We start from the raw sequence: 19,234 nt of genomic DNA on the forward strand, positions 1-19,234 counted from the left end.
GCAGTGGACCAGACGATGACACAGACCCTTCCGGCCGGGCTCACCGTGACCGCGCGCGTCCCCGCGTCGAGCGCCAACCTCGGCCCGGGCTTCGACACGCTGGGTCTGGCTCTCGGCCTGTACGACGAGATCACCGTCACCACCACCGATTCGGGTCTGACGATCCGGGTCGAGGGGGAGGGCGCCGACGACGTCCCGTGGGGTCCCTCGCACCTGGTGGTCCGCGCTATCGAACGGGGCCTCGAGGCTGCGGGCCTGTGGGCCGACGGACTGGATGTGGTGTGCCGTAACGCCATTCCTCATTCCCGTGGTCTCGGTTCGTCCGCGTCCGCTGCCGTGGGTGGTCTGGCCGCGGCCAACGGGCTGGCTCTCAAGGCCGCGCCGGAGCTGGCACTGACCGATGCGCAGCTGGTCCAGCTGTCGTCGGAGTTCGAGGGACATCCCGACAATGCCGCCGCGAGCGTGCTCGGTGGCGCAGTCGTGTCATGGAGCGAGCCCGGCGCGGACGACACGGCGCAGCACCGGTACAACGCCGTCCGACTGCCGGTGCACCCCGACGTCCGCGTCGTAGCGCTCGTGCCGTCGGAGCGTTCCTCGACGGCGCTCACTCGTGGCCTGCTTCCCGAGACGGTTCCGCACCGGGACGCGGCGTTCAACGTGAGCCGCGGCGCGCTCGCCGTCGTCGCGCTCACACAGCGGCCCGACCTGCTGATGACGGCAACCGAGGACAAGCTGCACCAGGCGCAGCGTGCCCCGGCCCTCCCGCTCACCACCACATGGATCGGCAAGCTACGCGACGCGGGCATCGCCGCGACGGTGTCGGGCGCCGGACCGACGGTGCTCGCGCTGTCCGACCGGGCGTTCCCGGATGCGCTGCGCCGTGAGGCCGAGGACAGCGGCCTGCGCGTGCTCGAACTCGAGGTCGCGGACGGCGTTCAGGTCAACTGACGGAACTCGCCCAGGATAGTTACTGCTCGGTTCTTGCCGAGTGAGGCATTCGCCGCTATCCTGGGCGTGTCCGTACATCGTGCGCTTCAGACGCCGGTGCTTTACCAGGGCACTCACTCCATTTCTTCGGGGTATACCTGGCATGATCCTCACGCGATTTCCTCGGCGCTGATCGATCGACAGCACCCGCCTTCTCGGGTGATGTGATGGGGGACAAGGCCGGAATTCCATCCAGCGGATACGGCACATCCGAGTTCAGTCAGTCAACTGAATTGCGGGACGAACCCTCGGCTTTGCGCGACGCGAGCGAGGGAAGGAAAGGACCTCCGTGACCGATACGGACCTGATTGCCACGCCTGTTCAAGATTCCTCGGCAGAGGCCGCGGGTACCCGGGCGGGCAATTCTCCACAGACTTCGGACGGCGAGTCGCGCGGAGGCGCGGTCGCTGCGTCCACCAACCGCGCCGACGCCCGACGCAGCGCAGGACTGTCCGGCATGGTGCTCGCCGAGCTTCGTTCGCTCGCGGGTGAACTCGGAATCAAGGGCACCTCCGGCATGCGTAAGGGCGACCTGATCGCCGCGATCAAGGAGCGCCAGGGTGGCGGCGCGGCCAATGCCGCTGCGTCTTCTCCGGCCGAGGCGCCCGCTCCGCGCAAGGAGCGTGCCGCAGCCCGGCCCGAGTCCGAGGCCCCGGCAGCCGCCGAGGCTTCCTCAGCAGGTGAGACAGGCGAGGCCGAGCAGGGCAGCCGTCGTAGCCGACAGCGTCGGGGTTCCTCGCGTCGTGCCGGTTCTCCCGAGGCGATCGATGCCGGAGCAGCCCCCTCGACCGAGGCGGCTCCCGCAGAGATCAAGACGGCTCCCGCCGAGACCAAGACGGCTCCCGCGGAGACCAAGCCTGCCAAGCAGAGCGAGGGTTCCGGGAAGCCGGACGAGTCGCGTGAGCAGGGCAAGGACCAGCCTGCCGAGGAACGTGGCGAGCGCGGCGGACGTCGTGAGCGTGGTGATCGGTCGCAGGGCGGAGATCGTGGCGAACGTGGCGATCGTTCCCAGGGCGGCGATCGTGGCGAGCGCGGAGAGCGCGGAGATCGGGCCCAGGGCGGCGATCGTTCGCAGGGCGGCAACGGACCCCGCGGCGAAGGCCGTGGCGAGCGCCGGGACGCTGATGACGAGGATGGCCGCGGACGTCGTGGCCGTCGTTTCCGCGAGCGCCGTCGCGGACGCGACCGTGGCGAGGGCGGCGAGGTCCGTGAGGGCCGCGAACCCGAGCTCCGGGAGGACGACGTCCTGCAGCCGGTCGCCGGCATTCTCGACGTCCTCGACAACTACGCGTTCGTGCGCACTTCCGGCTACCTGGCCGGCTCGAACGACGTCTACGTCTCGATGAATCTCGTTCGCAAGAACGGCCTGCGCCGCGGTGACGCGATCACCGGCGCAGTCCGGGTTCCGCGCGAAGGAGAGCAGCAGAGCAGCCAGCGCCAGAAGTTCAACCCGCTGGTGCGTCTCGACACCGTCAACGGCGGCGACGTCGAGGCCGCGCGCAAGCGTCCTGAGTTCAACAAGCTCACGCCGCTGTACCCGAACCAGCGCCTGCGTCTCGAAACCACGCCGAACATCCTGACCACCCGCGTCATCGACCTGGTCATGCCGATCGGCAAGGGTCAGCGTGCCCTCATCGTGTCGCCGCCGAAGGCCGGTAAGACCACGGTCCTGCAGGACATCGCGAACGCGATCACGGTGAACAACCCCGAGTGCTACCTCATGGTCGTCCTGGTCGACGAGCGTCCCGAAGAGGTCACCGACATGACGCGTTCGGTGAACGGCGAGGTCATCGCCTCGACGTTCGACCGTCCGCCGGCCGATCACACGTCGGTCGCCGAGTTGGCCATCGAGCGTGCGAAGCGTCTCGTGGAAGCGGGTCGTGACGTCGTCGTGCTGCTCGACTCGATCACCCGACTCGGCCGCGCCTACAACAACTCGTCGCCGGCGTCCGGACGCATCCTGTCCGGTGGCGTCGACTCGACGGCGCTGTACCCGCCCAAGCGTTTCCTCGGCGCGGCGCGCAACATCGAGAACGGTGGCTCGCTGACGATCATCGCCTCCGCGCTCGTGGAGACCGGTTCCACCGGCGACACGGTGATCTTCGAGGAGTTCAAGGGCACCGGCAACGCCGAGCTCAAGCTCGACCGCAAGATCGCCGAACGGCGGGTGTTCCCGGCTGTCGACGTCAACCTGTCGAGTACCCGTAAGGACGAGCTCCTCATGAGCCCGGACGAGTTCGCTGTCGTGCACAAGCTGCGTCGCGTGCTGTCCGGTCTGGACACGCATCAGGCGATCGACCTGCTCGTGGACCGGCTCAGGAAGAGCAAGAGCAACATCGAGTTCCTGATGCAGGTCTCGAAGACTGCACCCGGCGCCTTGGACGACTGATCTACGGGCGCTCTGTCGTTTGCTTCGTCCCCGCTGCGCCTCGCGCAGCGGGGACGACACGCATCTGCGGGGAATCATTCGGCCCGGGGGCGCGTTTATGAAGATGCGTCCGCCTCTGGCAGAATGGGCGGTCGCGTGACAATCATGTCCGGTTCCGGTTCACGGCCTCGAACGGCGAGGGCGACCCGGCGGCCATCGAAAGGGACACCATGAAGGCAGGAATCCATCCCGAGTACGTTGCAACCACCGTCGTGTGCGGTTGTGGCAACACGTTCGAGACTCACAGCACCGCGACCAGCGGACGTATCAACGTCGAGGTTTGCTCGCAGTGCCACCCGTTCTACACCGGCAAGCAGAAGATCCTCGACACCGGCGGCCGCGTGGCTCGCTTCGAGGCTCGTTACGGCAAGCGTGCCGGCTCGAAGGCCGCTGCCGACCAGTAGCTGTCCCGCCGACGCCCGTCCTGCGATTCGCAGGCCGGGCGTCGGCTTTTTTGTACCCCTTCCAGTCACGTTTCGCGCACTTGCAGTGATTCGGGAGGCCCCGAAACATCGATAGGTGCGCAATACGCGAAACAGATGTGGAGTCAACCCATGGCAGGGACGACGCAGCCGTCGGCGATCGACGACATCCTGGCCGAGCACGCGGGCCTCGAGCAGCAACTCTCCGATCCGGCACTGCACAACGATCCGGCAGCCGCGCGCAAGGCAGGTAAGCGCTTCGCCGAGTTGGCCCCGGTCATGGCGACGTACGCGAAGCTCCAGTCGGCGCAGGACGATCTCGACGCCGCCCGGGAGCTTGCTGCGGATGACTCGGCCTTCGCCGCCGAGATCCCAGGCCTCGAAGCGACGGTGATCGAGCTCGAGAAGACTCTCACCGACCTGCTGGCTCCGCGAGATCCGCATGACGGCGACGACGTGGTTCTCGAGCTCAAGTCTGGCGAGGGCGGCGAGGAGTCCGCGCTGTTCGCGTCCGATCTGGCCCGCATGTATGTCCGTTTCGCCGAGCGTGCCGGCTGGCGCGTCGAGATCCTCGATGCCAACGTCTCCGACCTCGGTGGATACAAGGACGCCACGATCTCGATCAAGTCGAAGGGCGACGCCCGGGACGGTGTCTGGTCGCGACTGAAGTTCGAGGGCGGCGTCCACCGTGTGCAGCGCGTCCCCGTCACCGAGTCGCAGGGCCGTGTCCATACTTCCGCTGCCGGTGTGCTCATCTACCCGGAGCCGGAGGAGGTCGAGGAGGTGCAGATCGACGAGACCGATCTGCGCATCGACGTCTACCGCTCGTCCGGCAAGGGCGGTCAGGGTGTCAACACCACCGACTCCGCTGTCCGGATCACCCACCTGCCCACCGGTATCGTCGTGACCTGCCAGAACGAGCGCTCACAGCTGCAGAACAAGGCGCGTGCGATGCAGGTCCTCGCGGCCCGACTGCAGGCTGCAGCCGAGGAGGCTGCGGACGCGGAGGCGTCGGCCGGACGTCAGAGCCAGGTCCGCACGGTCGACCGTTCCGAGCGAATCCGCACGTACAACTTCCCCGAGAACCGGATCACCGATCACCGCATCGGTTTCAAGGCACACAACCTCGACGCGGTGCTCGACGGCGACATGGACGCGCTGCTCGACGCGCTCGCCAAGGCCGACCGCGAAGCACGCCTCGCAGCCGAGTAGCCCGCGCGCCGGTCAGCTCACGACGGTGGTGGTGACTCCACCCTGTGCCAGCACACAAGGCTGGCCGGCACGGTTGGTGTAGACGCCGTCGAGCACGGTGACCACGGCGCCCGGACCGGTCTCGGCGACGAATTCGGCGCGGCTGTCGTTGTTCGTCAGTGTCGCGATGCCGTTGGCGCCGGTGGAGTTGTTGACCCACACGACCCTGCCCCCACCCGCGGGCGGGGGATCGTCGACACTGATCGAGAGCCGTCCACCGGGCAGGGGAGTGGCGTCGGCGACGCCCATCCCGCCGGGGCAGATCGCAGGTGCCGGCTGCACGTCGAAAGGGGCGGCGTACGCGAGCGTGGGGCCGATGACGGCGGCAACTGTCGTGATTGTTGCGGCGGTGAGTACGCGCGCCGCTGTGGCGGAGAACATGAACGTTCCTTCGTCCGACCTCGGTCCGGCGGTGTCCAGACCGGTCGTATTCTATCTCCGCAAGACGGAGGAAACGCCGAACGCAAGCTGTCCGGCACCTATCCGTGTTCTGTCCGTGACTGACGTGGCAGGCTGTAGCCCGTGAGTCGACAACCCATCCGCCTGGCCATCATCGAGGCAGCTGCAGAGTTGGAGCGCGCGGGTGTGCCCTCGGCGCGAGTGGACGCCGAACTTCTGGCTGCGCACCTGCTCGGCGTGGAGCGGACCCGGCTGGGGCTGGTGCCGTTGGTCGACCCGCCCGTCGTCGACGAATACCGCAAGCTCGTTGCCCGTCGGGCGGAGCGTATCCCGCTGCAATACATCACGGGATCCACTGCGATGGGCAATGTCTCGCTCGAGGTGGGGCCGGGTGTCTTCGTCCCTCGACCTGAGACCGAACTCCTGCTGGCATGGGCGCTCGCGCACCTCGAGGCGAGCGGCCTGCGGGCACCCGTCGTCCTGGATCTGTGCACGGGTACGGGCGCGCTTGCGCTCGCGATCGCGCACGCGCGCCCTGATGCGGTCGTGCATGCGGTCGAACTGCAGTCGCAGGCCCTCGCGTGGGCGCGCCGCAACGCGGACCGCAGGAGCGAGGCCGGTGATACCCCGATCAACCTGGTCCAGGGTGACGTGACCGATCGCGCCCTGTTCACCGAGCTCGAAGGCGGCGTCGATCTCATCGTCTCGAATCCGCCGTACATTCCGGAGGGCGCGGTCCTCGAACCCGAGGTGGCAGACCACGATCCGCACACCGCTCTGTTCGGCGGTGCCGACGGTCTGTCGGTGATCAAGCCGATGGTCAACAACATCGCCCGCTGGCTGCGGATCGGTGGGGCGGTGGGCGTCGAGCACGACGACAGCAACGGCGGCCAGGTGGCGGAGTTGTTCCGAGCGCGCCGCGTCTTCGACCATGTCGTGGAACACCCCGACCTCGCGGGTCGGCCCCGATTCGTCGTGGCGCACCGCGTGGCGACCGATGTCGAGGCGGCACGGTGAGGAGGCCTGTGGCGTGAGTGAAAGGATGGGGGAGTGAGCACTGTCTACGACTGCAAGCAACCCGACAATCGTGAAGCCGGACTGACCGCTGCGAAGAACTCGCTCAAGGCAGGCCGTCTCGTGGTCCTCCCCACGGACACCGTCTACGGTCTCGGCGCGGACGCGTTCGACGGCGACGCCGTGGCGAGCCTCCTGCGGGCCAAGGGGCGGGGTCGGGACATGCCGGTGCCCGTCTTGGTGGGCTCCTGGAACACGATCGACGGACTCGTGTACTCCGTCCGCCCGCAGGCGCGGGATCTGATCAAGGCGTTCTGGCCGGGTGGACTGAGCATCGTTGTGCAGCAAGCGCCTTCGCTCGCATGGGATCTCGGCGACAGCCGTGGCACGGTCATGCTCCGGATGCCGCTCCACCCCGTCGCCCTCGAGCTGCTGCGTGACGTCGGACCGATGGCGGTGTCGAGCGCCAACATCTCCGGACGTCCGCCGGCGACGACGGTCGACGAGGCCCGCGACCAATTGGGCGGCGCTGCCAGCGTCTATCTCGACGGTGGTCCGGCGACTCATGCGGTGGCGTCCACGATCGTCGACCTCACCGGTGACGAGCCTCGGATCCTGCGCGAAGGCGCAGTGGCGACCGCCGACGTCGCCGAGGCGCTCGGCGTCGCTGTGGAAAGCCTGCTGGGAAGGGCCTGACGGTGATGGGACTCGTCCTGATCAATCCCGGCTCCAGGCCGCTCGGCCGGTAGCGTCGACGAAGTGAGTTCTGCGGATACGGCGGCCTTGGCGCTCGCCCAGGCAGGCAACGGTGCGGGCGTGCCGTTGCGCGAGCTGCTGCTCGTGATGTTGACGGCCGCCGTGGTCACGTTCCTCGGGACGGGTGCGGTCCGCAAGCTCGCGATCCGGTTCGGCGCCGTCGCGGTCCCACGTGACCGCGACGTCCACGTCGAACCGACCCCGCGGCTCGGCGGCATCGGAATGTACGCCGGCATGCTCGTCGCGCTCCTTTTCGCGGGCCAGCTCCCTGCGCTGGCCCGAGGATTCGAGTTCTCGCAGGACATCACTGCGGTTCTCGTGGCGGGGTTCGTGATCGTGCTGGTCGGTGTGATCGACGACCGTTGGGGGCTCGACGCCCTCACCAAGTTCGTGGGGCAGGTGACCGCGGCGGGGATTCTCGTCGTCATGGGGGTCAGCTGGTACCTCATTCCGTTGCCGTTCGGCGAGAGCAGCACGGTGATCCTCGACCAACTCCAAGCGGGCCTGGTCACGGTCGGGGTCACCGTCGTGATGATCAACGCGATGAACTTCGTCGACGGGCTCGACGGTCTCGCCGCCGGTCTCGGGCTGATCGCCTCGCTCGCCATCTGCGCGTTCTCGGTGGGGCTTCTGCACGATCAGGGCGGCGACGTCAGCGTGTACCCCCCTGCGATGATCGCCGCGGCGCTCGCCGGTGCGTGCCTCGGGTTCCTGCCGCACAACTTCCAGCCCGCCCGCATCTTCATGGGGGACTCCGGGTCGATGCTCATCGGGCTGACCCTGGCTGCCGTGTCCACCAGCGCATCCGGGCGGATCAGCTTCACCGCGTACGGATCCCGCGATCTACTCGGCCTGCTGTCGCCGCTGCTGCTGGTCGGCGCCGTGATGTTCATCCCGATCCTGGACCTGCTCCTCGCGATCGTTCGGCGAACGCGCGCGGGAGTGAGCCCCTTCAGCCCGGACAAGATGCACCTGCACCATCGGCTCCTGCAGATAGGCCATTCGCACCGCCGGGTGGTCCTGCTCATCTACTTGTGGGTCGCCGTTCTCGCATTCGGCGCGGTCGGTTCCTCGCTGATCGATCGACGGGTCGTCGTGCTCCTCGTGGCGGGCGGTCTGGTATTCGCGCTGGTGGTCACCGCGGTGCCGTCCTGGCGTGGGTTGCGCCAGGGTAACCGCCGGTAGCCGGGGCAGGGGCAGAGGGGCGCTGCCGGTGTTCCTCTAACCTGGGTTGCGTGACTTCGACCCCAAAGCCCTATTCGGCCGATCCCACCGCAGCGCTCCGCAGCGGCCTTCGCTACGGACTACTCGGTTTGCTGGTGCTGGCCGTCGGTGGCGTGATCATCGCGAGCCTGGCCGCTGGTGTGGCCGGCCTGTGGGGTGCGCTGATCGGCGCAGCCGTCGGTGGCGGCTTCATCCTCTGCACAATGCTGGTCGTGCTGTTCACGGCCAAGCTGCCGGCCGTCACGGCCGGTGCGGTGCTTCTCGGCAGCTGGCTGCTCAAGATGATCCTGGCAATCGTCGTGCTGGCTGTCCTCGATCCGCTGGACTTCTACAACAAGCAGGCGATGGTGATCGTCATCGTGCTGTCGCTCGTCATCGTGTTGGGTGCGGAAACGTACGGCGTGCTTCAGACGAAGGTTCCGTACGTCACGCCCGCCGAACGGGACGAAGAATAGGGCGCCACGCCCCGCTCCGAAGATTCGGGAGCCGGTTCCGGCGACCGAAGGGGTACCCCATCTACACAACGTCGTAGATGTCTTGATAGTCTCTGGGCCAAGCGAGTGTGCAGACGCCGGGAAAGTCCAGATGGCTTGGCGTCCCGGTAGCGCTTGCAGGTGACAGAGGTTGTCGGAGTTGTCCGGATTTCAGATTCGGGCGGAACCAGCCTCCCGTTGCCGAGTCGACGACAGTCGCCGACACCGACAGACGCCAGGACCGGTTCGCCCGAGTCTCCAGCTGCTGACGAATACGCGAGCCGACCTGGTCGACTTGTTAGATCGTCAATGTCCGATCGAACCGCAGACAGGGATGCCTGCGGCCGACTACGGGAGAGACCGCTGAGCGTCACCTTCATGGCCGCGGATGAATACCATCCGCCGTCACTCGATGATTTCTACCCGCCCGCAGTGCTGTTCGAGGGCACCATCTTCGAACTCGACCGTCTGATGCTGATCCGTCTGTTGATGTCGGCGCTGGTGGCAGTGTTCTTCATCATCGCGATGCGCAGCCCGAAGATCGTTCCGCGCGGTGTCCAGAACGTCGGCGAGTATGCGCTCGATTTCGTGCGGATCAACATCGCGGAAGAGATCCTGGGCAAGGAGCAGGGCAAGCGCTTCCTGCCGGTCATCACGACCATCTTCTTCATCGTGCTGGCCAGCAACATCGCGAGTATCACGCCCTTCCTGAACATCTCGCCGAACGCGCGCATCGGCATGCCGCTCGTGCTTGCGGCACTGGCCTACATCACGTTCAACTACGTGGGCATCAAGAAGTACGGCTTCTTCAAGTACGTGAAGTCGAGCGTCGTGGTTCCGGGTGTGCCGCTTCCGCTGCACTTCCTGCTGATCCCGATCGAGTTCCTCTCGACGTTCGTGCTCCGGCCGTTCACGCTGATGGTGCGACTCATGGCCAACATGCTGGCCGGCCACATCCTGCTCGTGCTGTTCTTCAGCGCTACGCAGTACTTCTTCTTCACCTCCGGAGGGTTCCAGGCGATCTTCGGCGTGCCGTCGATCATCGCCGGCGTCGCCATGACGTTCTTCGAACTCCTGGTGATCGGTCTGCAGGCATACGTCTTCGCGCTGCTCACCGCCGTGTACATCGATTTGGCGCTCCACGCCGACTCGCACTGACCAACTCACATCGTTAGACCTGCCCCACTCGCCGTCCGGCAGTGGGCAACAGAAAGGGAACGGAACACCAAATGAGCGTTGCGCTTCAGGCAGTCGAGGTCCTCGCGCAGGAAGAGACCACTTTCAAGGGTCTCGGTGCAGTCGGCTACGGCCTCGCGGCCATCGGCCCCGGCATCGGCGTGGGCATCGTCGTCGGCAAGGCGATCGAGGGCATGGTCCGTCAGCCCGAGATGGCCGGCCAGGTTCGCACCACGATGTTCCTCGGTATTGCATTCACCGAGGCCCTGGCGCTGATCGGCCTCGTCGCCGGCTTCATCTTCTAAGAACACACCATGTCAACCACCATCGCATTGCTCGCGGCGGCCGAGGGGGAGACACACAACCCCCTCCTGCCCGCGACGTATGACATCACTTGGTCGATCGTTGCCCTGGTGGTCGTCGGGTTCGTCTTCTGGAAGTTCGTCCTTCCGATGTTCCAGAAGGTTCTCGCCGAGCGCACCGAGCAGATCGACGGCGGCATCAAGCGGGCCGAAGAGGCTCAGGCCGAGGCCAAGGCAGCGCTGGAGCAGTACCACGCCCAGCTCGCCGAGGCTCGCACCGAAGCCGCCCAGATCCGCGAGGAAGCACGCACTCAGGGCCAGCAGATCATCTCCGAGATGAAGGCGCAGGCCCAGGAGGAGAGCGACCGCATCGTCGCCGCCGGTCACAGCCAGCTCGTCGCTCAGCGGCAGCAGATCGTGACCGAGCTGCGGGCCGACCTCGGTAAGACCGCGGTCGATCTGGCCGAGAAGGTCATCGGGGAGTCTCTCGCCGACGACGTCAAGCGCGCCGGAACGGTCGATCGCTTCCTCAACGAGCTGGACGCGGTCAGCGCCGATTCCGCAGCAGGAAAGTGAGCACCATGTACGCAGCGAGCCGTGAAGCCCTGACGCAGACTCGTTCTGCGCTCACCGCGGCGTTGGATTCGGTTTCCCCCGGCGCGGCCACTGCGGCTGCGGCGCAGGCCGGATCCGAGCTGTTCTCGGTGGTCGAGGTACTCGACGGCCAGCGCACTCTCCGGAGTGCGCTCGCCGACGCGTCCACGCCTGCCGCTGGTCGACAGGGCCTGGCCCGCCAGGTGTTCTCGGGGAAGGTCGGCGCCGAGGCGCTGGCAGCCCTCGAGGCCGCCGCGGGCCAGGACTGGTCGACCACGGCGGATCTGCTGAACTCGCTGGTCACGGTCGGACGCGAGTCCTTGCTCCGTGCCGCGGCGGATCAGAACCAGAGCGATACGGTCGAGGACGAGCTTTTCCGCCTCGGCCGGATCGTTGCGGGTAATCCGCAGCTGGAGCAGGTCCTTTCGGATCGTTCGACGCCCGTCGCCGGCAAGCGTGAGCTGCTGTCGAAGCTGCTGTACGGCAAGGTCACCGCGATCACGGAGGCTCTTGCCATCCAGGCAGTGGGTCGCCTGCGTACCGCCCCGGCGGACGCACTCGACGAGCTGTCGGCTCTGGCCGCGGCCCTGCGAGACAAGGCCGTGGCGCATGTGCGTAGCGCGGCTGTGCTGTCGAGCGAGCAGGTCGAGCGGCTCGCGGCGACGCTGACCCGCACCTACGGCAAGCCCGTCACCGTGCACGTGGAGGTCGAACCGGCTCTCCTCAGCGGCATGGTCGTCCGGGTGGGCCACGAGGTCATCGACGGGAGCGCGGCCGGTCGCCTCGCTGCCCTGCGCAAGACCTTCAAGTAGCCGACGACCGAACACATACTCCCGATCTTTTCGAAGACCAGATACCGAGAGCAGGAAAAACATGGCGGAGCTGACGATCTCCTCCGACGAGATCCGTAGCGCGATCGAGAACTACACCGCGAGCTACTCACCGGAGGCCTCCCGCGAGGAGGTCGGCACGGTGTCCGACACCAGCGACGGCATCGCTCACATCACCGGCCTGCCGTCGGCGATGGCCAACGAGCTGCTGGAGTTCCCGGGCGGCGTGCTCGGCGTGGCGCTGAACCTGGACGCCACCGAGATCGGTGCAGTCGTCCTGGGCGACTACCAGCACATCGAAGAGGGCCAGGAAGTCAAGCGGACGGGCGACGTTCTGTCGGTGCCGGTCGGCGACGGCTACCTGGGTCGTGTCGTGGACCCGCTGGGTCGTCCGATCGACGGCCTCGGCGACATCGAGACCACCGAGACCCGCGCTCTCGAGCTGCAGGCCGCCTCGGTGCTCGAGCGTCAGCCCGTCGAGGAGCCGCTGCAGACGGGTATCAAGGCCATCGACGCCATGACCCCGATCGGCCGTGGCCAGCGTCAGCTCATCATCGGTGACCGCAAGACCGGCAAGACCGCGGTCTGCGTCGACGCCATCCTGAACCAGAAGGCGAACTGGGCGACCGGCGACCCGAAGCAGCAGGTTCGCTGCATCTACGTCGCGATCGGCCAGAAGGGCTCCACCATCGCCGGCGTGAAGCAGGCGCTCGAGGAGCAGGGCGCGATGGAGTACACCACCATCGTCGCCGCCCCGGCTTCCGACTCCGCCGGCTTCAAGTGGCTGGCCCCGTACACCGGTTCGGCCATCGGCCAGCACTGGATGTACCAGGGCAAGCACGTCCTCGTCGTGTTCGACGACCTGACCAAGCAGGCCGAGGCGTACCGCGCCATCTCGCTGCTGCTGCGTCGTCCGCCGGGACGTGAGGCTTACCCGGGTGACGTCTTCTACTTGCACTCCCGTCTGCTGGAGCGTTCGGCGAAGCTGTCCGATGAGCTCGGTGGCGGTTCGCTGACGGCTCTGCCGATCGTCGAGACGAAGGCCAACGACGTCTCCGCGTACATCCCGACCAACGTCATCTCGATCACCGACGGCCAGGTCTTCCTCGAGTCCGACCTGTTCAACAAGGGCATCCGCCCCGCGATCAACGTCGGTATCTCGGTTTCCCGAGTCGGTGGCGCCGCGCAGACCAAGGGCATGAAGAAGGTCTCCGGTTCGCTGCGTCTGGAGCTGGCTCAGTTCCGTGAGCTCGAGGCCTTCTCGGCCTTCGCTTCGGACCTGGACGCCGCGTCGAAGGCACAGCTCGAGCGCGGCCAGCGTCTGGTCGAGCTGCTCAAGCAGGACCAGTACTCGCCGATCGCGGTCGAGGATCAGATCGTCTCGATCTACCTCGCCGGTGAGGGCGTGTTCGACTCGGTGCCCGTCGGCGACGTGCGTCGCTTCGAGTCCGAGCTCCTCGAGGACCTGCACCGCAACGCGGCCGGCGTCTACGAGGCGATCAAGGGCGGCAAGGCCCTCGACGCGGATTCGATCACGGCCCTCATGGCTGCGACCGACAAGTTCAAGCAGGGCTTCCTCGCGTCGGATGGCAGCCGTGTCGTGAACGAGGCCGAGGCTGTGGCTCTCGACGCTTCCGCGGTCGGCCAGGAGAAGGTCACCGTCAAGCGCACCACTGTCAGCAAGTGAGCGTGGGCCTCATGACACAGCGTCACCCGAAGGGAGAGTGATCGACCGATGGCAAGCATCCGCGAACTGCGTTCTCGCATCAAGGCGACCAACTCGACCAAGAAGATCACCAAGGCGCAGGAACTGATCGCCACTTCGCGTATCACGAAGGCTCAGGCCCGAGTCGCGGCCTCCAAGCCGTACGCGGAGGAGATCACCAAGGTGCTCTCCGAGCTGGCGAGTGCTTCGGCGTCGCTCGATCATCCGCTGCTGAACGAGCGCACCAACCCGAAGCGCGCTGCGGTTCTGGTCGTCACCAGTGACCGCGGTATGTGTGGCGGTTACAACTCCAACGCTCTCAAGGAGGCGGAGGAGCTGTTCCAGCTGCTGCGCTCCGAGGGCAAGGAGCCGGTGATCTACGTGCTCGGCGCCAAGGGACTCGGCTACTACACCTTCCGTGGACGGAACGTGGGCGGATCGTGGACCGGCTTCTCCCAGGAGCCCGGTTACGCGGATGCCGCCAAGGCGAGCCGCCACCTGGTCGAGCTGTTCATGGCCGGTTCCGGCTCCGAGGTCGAGGCCCCGAACGGTGAGGGCACGATCGAGGGCGTCGACGAGCTCCACATCGTCTACACCCGCTTCATCTCGATGCTCACCCAGAAGCCGGAAGTCCGGCGGATGGCTCCGCTCGAGGTCGACTACACCGACGAGCACATCGAGCTGGGCGAGGACATGCTGTCCAACGGTCAGCACGACGGCAAGTCGGGTCCGACCGCGGTGTACAACTTCGAGCCCGAGGCCGGCACGCTGCTGTCGGCGTTGCTCCCGAAGTACGTCAGCACGCGGATCTACTCCGCGCTGCTGGACTCCGCGGCCTCGGAGTCTGCCGCCCGTCGTACCGCCATGAAGGCCGCGACGGATAATGCGAACGAACTGGTGAACACCCTGAGCCGTCAGGCAAACCAGGCTCGCCAGGCCCAGATCACCCAGGAAATCAGCGAGATCGTCGGTGGCGCGAATGCGCTGGCCTCGAGCGCAGGAAGTGACTAGCACATGACCGCAGCAGTAACCCAAACCAACGCGAACGGCGCGGACACCACGTCCGGCCGGGTCGTGCGGGTCATCGGTCCCGTTGTGGACGTTGAGTTCCCGCGCGGCCATGTTCCCGACCTGTTCAACGCCCTGCACTCGGAGATCACTCTCCCGTCCGTGGCGAAGACGCTGACCCTCGAGGTTGCGCAGCACCTGGGTGACAACCTGGTGCGCACCGTCTCGATGCAGCCGACCGACGGCCTGGTCCGCGGCGCTGCAGTGAACGACACGGGCAAGCCGATCTCGGTCCCCGTCGGTGACGTCGTCAAGGGCCACGTGTTCAACGCCCTCGGTGACTGCCTCGACGCTCCGGGCACCGGTCGTGACGGCGAGCAGTGGGGCATCCACCGCAAGCCCCCAGCCTTCGACCAGCTCGAGGGCAAGACCGAGATCCTCGAGACCGGCATCAAGGTCATCGACCTGCTGACCCCGTACGTCAAGGGCGGCAAGATCGGTCTGTTCGGTGGTGCCGGTGTCGGCAAGACCGTTCTGATCCAGGAGATGATCACCCGTATCGCCCGCGAGTTCTCCGGCACCTCGGTGTTCGCAGGCGTCGGTGAGCGCACCCGTGAGGGCACCGATCTTCACCTCGAGATGGAAGAGATGGGCGTCCTCCAGGACACGGCCCTTGTCTTCGGTCAGATGGATGAGCCGCCGGGAACGCGTATGCGCGTCGCCCTGTCCGCGCTGACGATGGCGGAGTACTTCCGCGACGTCCAGGGCCAGGACGTTCTGCTGTTCATCGACAACATCTTCCGGTTCACCCAGGCCGGTTCCGAGGTTTCGACCCTGCTGGGTCGTATGCCTTCGGCCGTGGGTTACCAGCCGACGCTGGCCGACGAGATGGGTGAGCTCCAGGAGCGCATCACCTCGACCCGTGGTCGCTCGATCACCTCGCTGCAGGCGATCTACGTCCCCGCCGACGACTACACCGACCCGGCGCCGGCCACCACCTTCGCGCACCTCGATGCGACCACCGAGCTCTCGCGTCCGATTTCGCAGATGGGTATCTACCCCGCTGTGGACCCGCTGACGTCGACCTCGCGCATCCTGGAGCCCGGCATCGTCGGTGCCGAGCACTTCCGCGTCGCGAACGAGGTCAAGCGGATCCTGCAGAAGTACAAGGAGCTGCAGGACATCATCGCCATTCTCGGTATGGACGAGCTGCAGGAAGAGGACAAGGTCCTCGTCGGCCGCGCGCGCCGTATCCAGAAGTTCCTCGGCCAGAACTTCATCGTCGCCGAGAAGTTCACCGGTGAGCCCGGCTCGGTCGTGCCGCTGCGCGACACCATCGAGGCGTTCGACCGCGTCTGCAAGGGCGAGTTCGATCACCTGCCGGAGCAGGCGTTCAACAGCTGCGGTGGACTCGACGACGTCGAGGCCGCTGCCAAGAAGATCGCCGGGAAGTAGACCGACATGGCTGAGATGACCGTTGAACTCGTTGCCGTCGAGCAGCGACTCTGGTCGGGATCGGCGAAGCTGGTCAGCGCCCAGACGACCGAGGGTGAGATCGGTGTCATGCCCGGGCACGAGCCGGTCCTCGGCCAGCTCGTCGAGGGCGGCGTGGTTTCGATCACGACCGTCGACGGCGAGCGTGTGGTCGCGGCCGTGCACGGCGGTTTCCTCTCGGTGACCGCTACTACGGTGACGATCCTTGCCGAGTCTGCTGACATGGCACAGGATGTCGACGTCGAGGCGGCCAAGGCCGTGCTCGCGGAGACCACCGAAGATCTCGAGGCGATCGCGATCGCCAAGGGTCAGCTGCGCGCGGTCGAGCGCGCGTAGTCAGTCCACGACGAGCCGCGACGGAGCCCACGAGTAGTGACGATCGGGATGGTTGTTCTCATCATTCTGGTTGTGCTGCTCGCGGCCTTCGTCGCGGCTTTCGTGTATCGGCTCACCGTTCTTCGGCGGGGCGGTACTGCAGCAATCCTGCGGGTGACGCCGGCGCCCGGCGGCAGTGGTTGGCGGCACGGAGTCGTGAGGTACGGCGAGGGCTCGCTGGTGTTCTTCAAGCTGTCGAGTCTTCGTCCGGGTCCGGATACGCGGATGAGCCGACAGGGGATCGAAGTCGGTTCGAGGCGCGGTCCTGTCGGCAACGAGTACGACATCATGACCGACGAGATCGTGATCCTGGAGATCTCGGATGGCGACGACACCTATGAGATCGCTCTGGATCGCGGAGCACTGACGGCTTTTCTCTCGTGGGTCGAGTCGAGGCCGTCGGGACGCTCGATGCGGGGTCGTCCCGCCTGACGGATCGTGGCGAATAGAAAAGGGAGGCCCTCGGGCCTCCCTTTCGTGTTTCGGTCGGTGCTACGCGCTGCCGGCCCCTGGCTTCCACAGAACGTCGCCGCCGGGGTTGGCGAGGCGACTGACGATGAACAACAGATCCGACAGGCGGTTGAGGTATTTCGCCGGCAGTGAACTCGTGTTCTCGGGGCTCGCTTCGGTGGCCGCCCACGCGGATCGCTCAGCACGACGAGTGATCGTTCGCGCCGCGTGCAGCAGCGCACCCAGGGGCGTTCCTCCCGGCAGGATGAACGAGTGCAGCGGTTCGAGCCGCTCGTTGAATTCGTCGCACCAACCCTCGAGGCGTTCGATGTACGCGTCCGTGACGCGGAGTGGGGGGTACTTGGGGTCCGCAACGATCGGGGTCGCAAGATCCGCGCCCGCGTCGAACAGGTCGTTCTGGATCTGGCGGAGGACATCGACGATCTCCTCGGGAGGCGCGCCCAGGGCGAGGGCGACGCCGATGCTCGCGTTCGTTTCGTCGCAGTCCGCGTAGGCGATGAGCCGGGGATCATTCTTCGACACGCGGGAGAAGTCGCTGAGCCCGGTGGTGCCGTCGTCGCCGGTCCGGGTGTAGATCCGCGTCAAGTGAACAGCCATGGAGCAACGGTACCGCCCAGCAGGTCCGGTGTTGTGCTGGCTAGGCTGTGCGACTGTGAGTGAACGCTTTCTTGTCGCTGGTGGGAACCGACTCGTCGGTGAGGTGGCAGTGGGCGGTGCGAAGAACAGCGTCCTGAAACTGATGGCCGCGGCGCTTCTGGCCGAAGGCACGACGGTCATCGAGAACTGCCCCGACATCCTTGATGTTCCCCTGATGGCGGACGTGTTGCGTGGTCTCGGTTGCGAGGTGTCCCTGGATGGGGACGTCGCCAGGATCACGACGCCCGCCCAACCCAAGTTCCACGCGGACTTCGCGGCAGTGCGGCAGTTCCGAGCCTCGGTGTGTGTCCTCGGCCCGCTGGTCGCGCGATGCCGGAAGGCGGTCGTCGCGCTTCCCGGTGGCGATGCAATCGGTTCGCGCCCCCTCGACATGCATCAGTCGGGACTACGACTGCTGGGCGCGCACAGCGAGATCGAGCACGGTTGTGTCGTGGCAGAGGCGGATGACCTGCACGGTGCGAACATCCGGCTCGCCTTCCCGTCTGTCGGTGCGACCGAGAACATCCTGATGGCTGCAGTGCTGGCCAGAGGGGAGACGGTCATCGACAACGCGGCCCGCGAGCCGGAGATCGTGGATCTGTGCAACATGCTGATCCGGATGGGCGCGAAGATCGGCGGCGCCGGATCGACGACGCTGACGATCCGCGGCGTCGACCGACTGCAGCCGACCTCTCATCGAGTGATCGGTGACCGGATCGTCGCAGCCACCTGGGGGATCGCTGCGGCGATGACTCGGGGCGACGTCGTCGTGCGGGGTGTGAATCCGAAGCACCTGAGCTTGGTGCTCGACAAGCTGCGCTCCGCCGGTTCGCAGATCACTGTCGAGGTGGACGGCTTCCGGGTCGTGCAGGAGGGCCGCCCACAGGCCGTCAACTTCGCAACCCTTCCGTACCCGGGATTCCCGACGGACCTGCAGCCCATGGCGATCGGCCTCGCGGCCATCGCGGAGGGCACATCGATGATCACCGAGAACGTGTTCGAGGCACGGTTCCGTTTCGTCGAGGAGATGATCCGTTTGGGCGCCGACGCTCGAACCGACGGTCATCACGCGGTGGTACGCGGTGTACCTGAACTGTCGAGTGCCCCGGTGTGGTCCTCCGACATCCGCGCCGGCGCAGGATTGGTCCTCGCGGGCCTGGTGGCTGACGGGATCACCGAGGTGCACGACGTCTACCACATCGATCGTGGCTACCCGCGATTCGTAGAGGACCTGGTCGGACTGGGCGGCGACATTCGCCGAGTTGCGGATGATCAAGCCCCCGAATAGCAGGTGTGCGGGGCGTCACAATTCGACTTCGGGTCGGAATTGCATCGATTCGAGCATTGCGACCTGCGGAAACGCCCACACGAACGCTTCCGACCAGGAAGTTTGACGCTCTGTTCATGCTCGCGTAACTTAGTCCAGGTCAGAGCGACACGGACACCGACCCGGACGCGATCTTCACAGGTCAGCGAGGGAAAACGAGGTTGTACGGGGAACGCCTGATACTCCCGGAAGTTGCTTTTCTTCTCTCGTGTAGAGTTGTGGAGCGCCTTCGGGTGGCCGAGAAAGTGTCGGATTTGCTTCCGGTGTGGGATCGGGTTAGGCTGGAACGGTTGCCCCGGAGCGAGAAATCTTAGGGTTTCGAGTGATGGTGTGCGCGTGTTCTTTGAGAACTCAACAGTGTG

The 19,234-nt window shown here is 66.3% G+C and carries 20 protein-coding genes; 18 read left to right on the top strand and 2 right to left on the bottom strand.

Annotation, left to right across the window (positions count from 1 at the left end; all coding sequences use genetic code 11):
- Positions 1-15 precede the first annotated feature (15 nt).
- The 4 genes from thrB (at position 16) to prfA (ending at position 5,049) form a co-directional block, all read left to right on the top strand.
- A complete protein-coding gene (thrB, locus tag C8K36_RS22125; RefSeq protein WP_107987077.1) occupies positions 16-948 on the top strand; it encodes a homoserine kinase in 933 nt (310 codons plus the stop codon).
- Between the two features lie 328 nt (positions 949-1,276).
- Positions 1,277-3,376, top strand: a complete 2,100-nt coding sequence (rho, locus tag C8K36_RS22130; RefSeq protein WP_107986999.1) for a transcription termination factor Rho — start codon at positions 1,277-1,279, stop codon at positions 3,374-3,376.
- Between the two features lie 209 nt (positions 3,377-3,585).
- The gene (gene rpmE, locus C8K36_RS22135) at positions 3,586-3,819 is read left to right on the top strand and encodes a 50S ribosomal protein L31 (protein ID WP_107987001.1); all 234 of its coding nucleotides are present in this window, start codon (positions 3,586-3,588) and stop codon (positions 3,817-3,819) included.
- A 150-nt stretch (positions 3,820-3,969) separates the two neighbouring features.
- A complete protein-coding gene (gene prfA / locus C8K36_RS22140; RefSeq protein ID WP_107987079.1) occupies positions 3,970-5,049 on the top strand; it encodes a peptide chain release factor 1 in 1,080 nt (359 codons plus the stop codon).
- A gap of 12 nt (positions 5,050-5,061) precedes the next feature.
- Here prfA and C8K36_RS22145 read toward each other — a convergent pair whose 3' ends face one another.
- Positions 5,062-5,469, bottom strand: coding sequence for an amidohydrolase (locus C8K36_RS22145; RefSeq protein ID WP_107987003.1), 408 nt, complete (start codon positions 5,467-5,469; stop codon positions 5,062-5,064).
- Positions 5,470-5,610: 141 nt separating this feature from the next.
- Between C8K36_RS22145 and prmC the strand changes: the two genes are divergently transcribed.
- The 13 genes from prmC (at position 5,611) to C8K36_RS22210 (ending at position 16,870) form a co-directional block, all read left to right on the top strand.
- The gene (gene prmC, locus C8K36_RS22150) at positions 5,611-6,504 is read left to right on the top strand and encodes a peptide chain release factor N(5)-glutamine methyltransferase (protein WP_107987005.1); all 894 of its coding nucleotides are present in this window, start codon (positions 5,611-5,613) and stop codon (positions 6,502-6,504) included.
- Positions 6,505-6,537: 33 nt separating this feature from the next.
- Positions 6,538-7,197 carry an L-threonylcarbamoyladenylate synthase gene (locus C8K36_RS22155; RefSeq protein ID WP_107987007.1) on the top strand — a complete coding sequence of 220 codons (660 nt, stop codon included), beginning with the start codon at positions 6,538-6,540 and terminating at the stop codon, positions 7,195-7,197.
- Between the two features lie 63 nt (positions 7,198-7,260).
- The gene (locus C8K36_RS22160; protein WP_107987009.1) at positions 7,261-8,442 is read left to right on the top strand and encodes an MraY family glycosyltransferase; all 1,182 of its coding nucleotides are present in this window, start codon (positions 7,261-7,263) and stop codon (positions 8,440-8,442) included.
- 41 nt (positions 8,443-8,483) lie between these two features.
- The gene (locus C8K36_RS22165; RefSeq protein ID WP_107987011.1) at positions 8,484-8,936 is read left to right on the top strand and encodes a hypothetical protein; all 453 of its coding nucleotides are present in this window, start codon (positions 8,484-8,486) and stop codon (positions 8,934-8,936) included.
- 327 nt (positions 8,937-9,263) lie between these two features.
- Positions 9,264-10,112, top strand: a complete 849-nt coding sequence (gene atpB, locus C8K36_RS22170) for a F0F1 ATP synthase subunit A (RefSeq protein WP_107987013.1) — start codon at positions 9,264-9,266, stop codon at positions 10,110-10,112.
- Between the two features lie 71 nt (positions 10,113-10,183).
- Positions 10,184-10,435 carry an ATP synthase F0 subunit C gene (locus C8K36_RS22175; protein ID WP_005514006.1) on the top strand — a complete coding sequence of 84 codons (252 nt, stop codon included), beginning with the start codon at positions 10,184-10,186 and terminating at the stop codon, positions 10,433-10,435.
- Positions 10,436-10,444: 9 nt separating this feature from the next.
- Complete coding sequence (locus tag C8K36_RS22180; protein ID WP_107987015.1) at positions 10,445-11,008, top strand: F0F1 ATP synthase subunit B; 564 nt, start codon at positions 10,445-10,447, stop codon at positions 11,006-11,008.
- A 5-nt stretch (positions 11,009-11,013) separates the two neighbouring features.
- On the top strand, positions 11,014-11,838 hold the full coding sequence (locus C8K36_RS22185; RefSeq protein WP_107987081.1) for a F0F1 ATP synthase subunit delta: 825 nt from the start codon (positions 11,014-11,016) through the stop codon (positions 11,836-11,838).
- A 61-nt stretch (positions 11,839-11,899) separates the two neighbouring features.
- On the top strand, positions 11,900-13,543 hold the full coding sequence (atpA, locus tag C8K36_RS22190; RefSeq protein ID WP_107987017.1) for a F0F1 ATP synthase subunit alpha: 1,644 nt from the start codon (positions 11,900-11,902) through the stop codon (positions 13,541-13,543).
- A 48-nt stretch (positions 13,544-13,591) separates the two neighbouring features.
- Positions 13,592-14,572 carry a F0F1 ATP synthase subunit gamma gene (locus C8K36_RS22195; RefSeq protein WP_107987019.1) on the top strand — a complete coding sequence of 327 codons (981 nt, stop codon included), beginning with the start codon at positions 13,592-13,594 and terminating at the stop codon, positions 14,570-14,572.
- 3 nt (positions 14,573-14,575) lie between these two features.
- Entirely contained in the window at positions 14,576-16,024 is a 1,449-nt protein-coding gene (gene atpD / locus C8K36_RS22200; RefSeq protein ID WP_107987021.1) for a F0F1 ATP synthase subunit beta, read from the top strand.
- Between the two features lie 6 nt (positions 16,025-16,030).
- Positions 16,031-16,399 (top strand): F0F1 ATP synthase subunit epsilon, encoded by a 369-nt coding sequence (locus tag C8K36_RS22205; protein ID WP_107987023.1) that lies wholly within the window; start codon positions 16,031-16,033, stop codon positions 16,397-16,399.
- A gap of 48 nt (positions 16,400-16,447) precedes the next feature.
- Entirely contained in the window at positions 16,448-16,870 is a 423-nt protein-coding gene (locus tag C8K36_RS22210; protein WP_107987083.1) for a DUF2550 domain-containing protein, read from the top strand.
- 60 nt (positions 16,871-16,930) lie between these two features.
- Here C8K36_RS22210 and C8K36_RS22215 read toward each other — a convergent pair whose 3' ends face one another.
- The gene (locus C8K36_RS22215) at positions 16,931-17,506 is read right to left on the bottom strand and encodes a cob(I)yrinic acid a,c-diamide adenosyltransferase (protein WP_107987025.1); all 576 of its coding nucleotides are present in this window, start codon (positions 17,504-17,506) and stop codon (positions 16,931-16,933) included.
- Between the two features lie 55 nt (positions 17,507-17,561).
- On the opposite strand from C8K36_RS22215, the gene murA reads away from it, so the two are divergent.
- Entirely contained in the window at positions 17,562-18,833 is a 1,272-nt protein-coding gene (gene murA, locus C8K36_RS22220) for a UDP-N-acetylglucosamine 1-carboxyvinyltransferase (RefSeq protein WP_107987027.1), read from the top strand.
- Positions 18,834-19,234: the final 401 nt, after the last annotated feature.

The sequence above is a fragment of the Rhodococcus sp. OK519 genome (assembly GCF_003051005.1).
Classification (GTDB): Bacteria; Actinomycetota; Actinomycetes; order Mycobacteriales; family Mycobacteriaceae; genus Prescottella.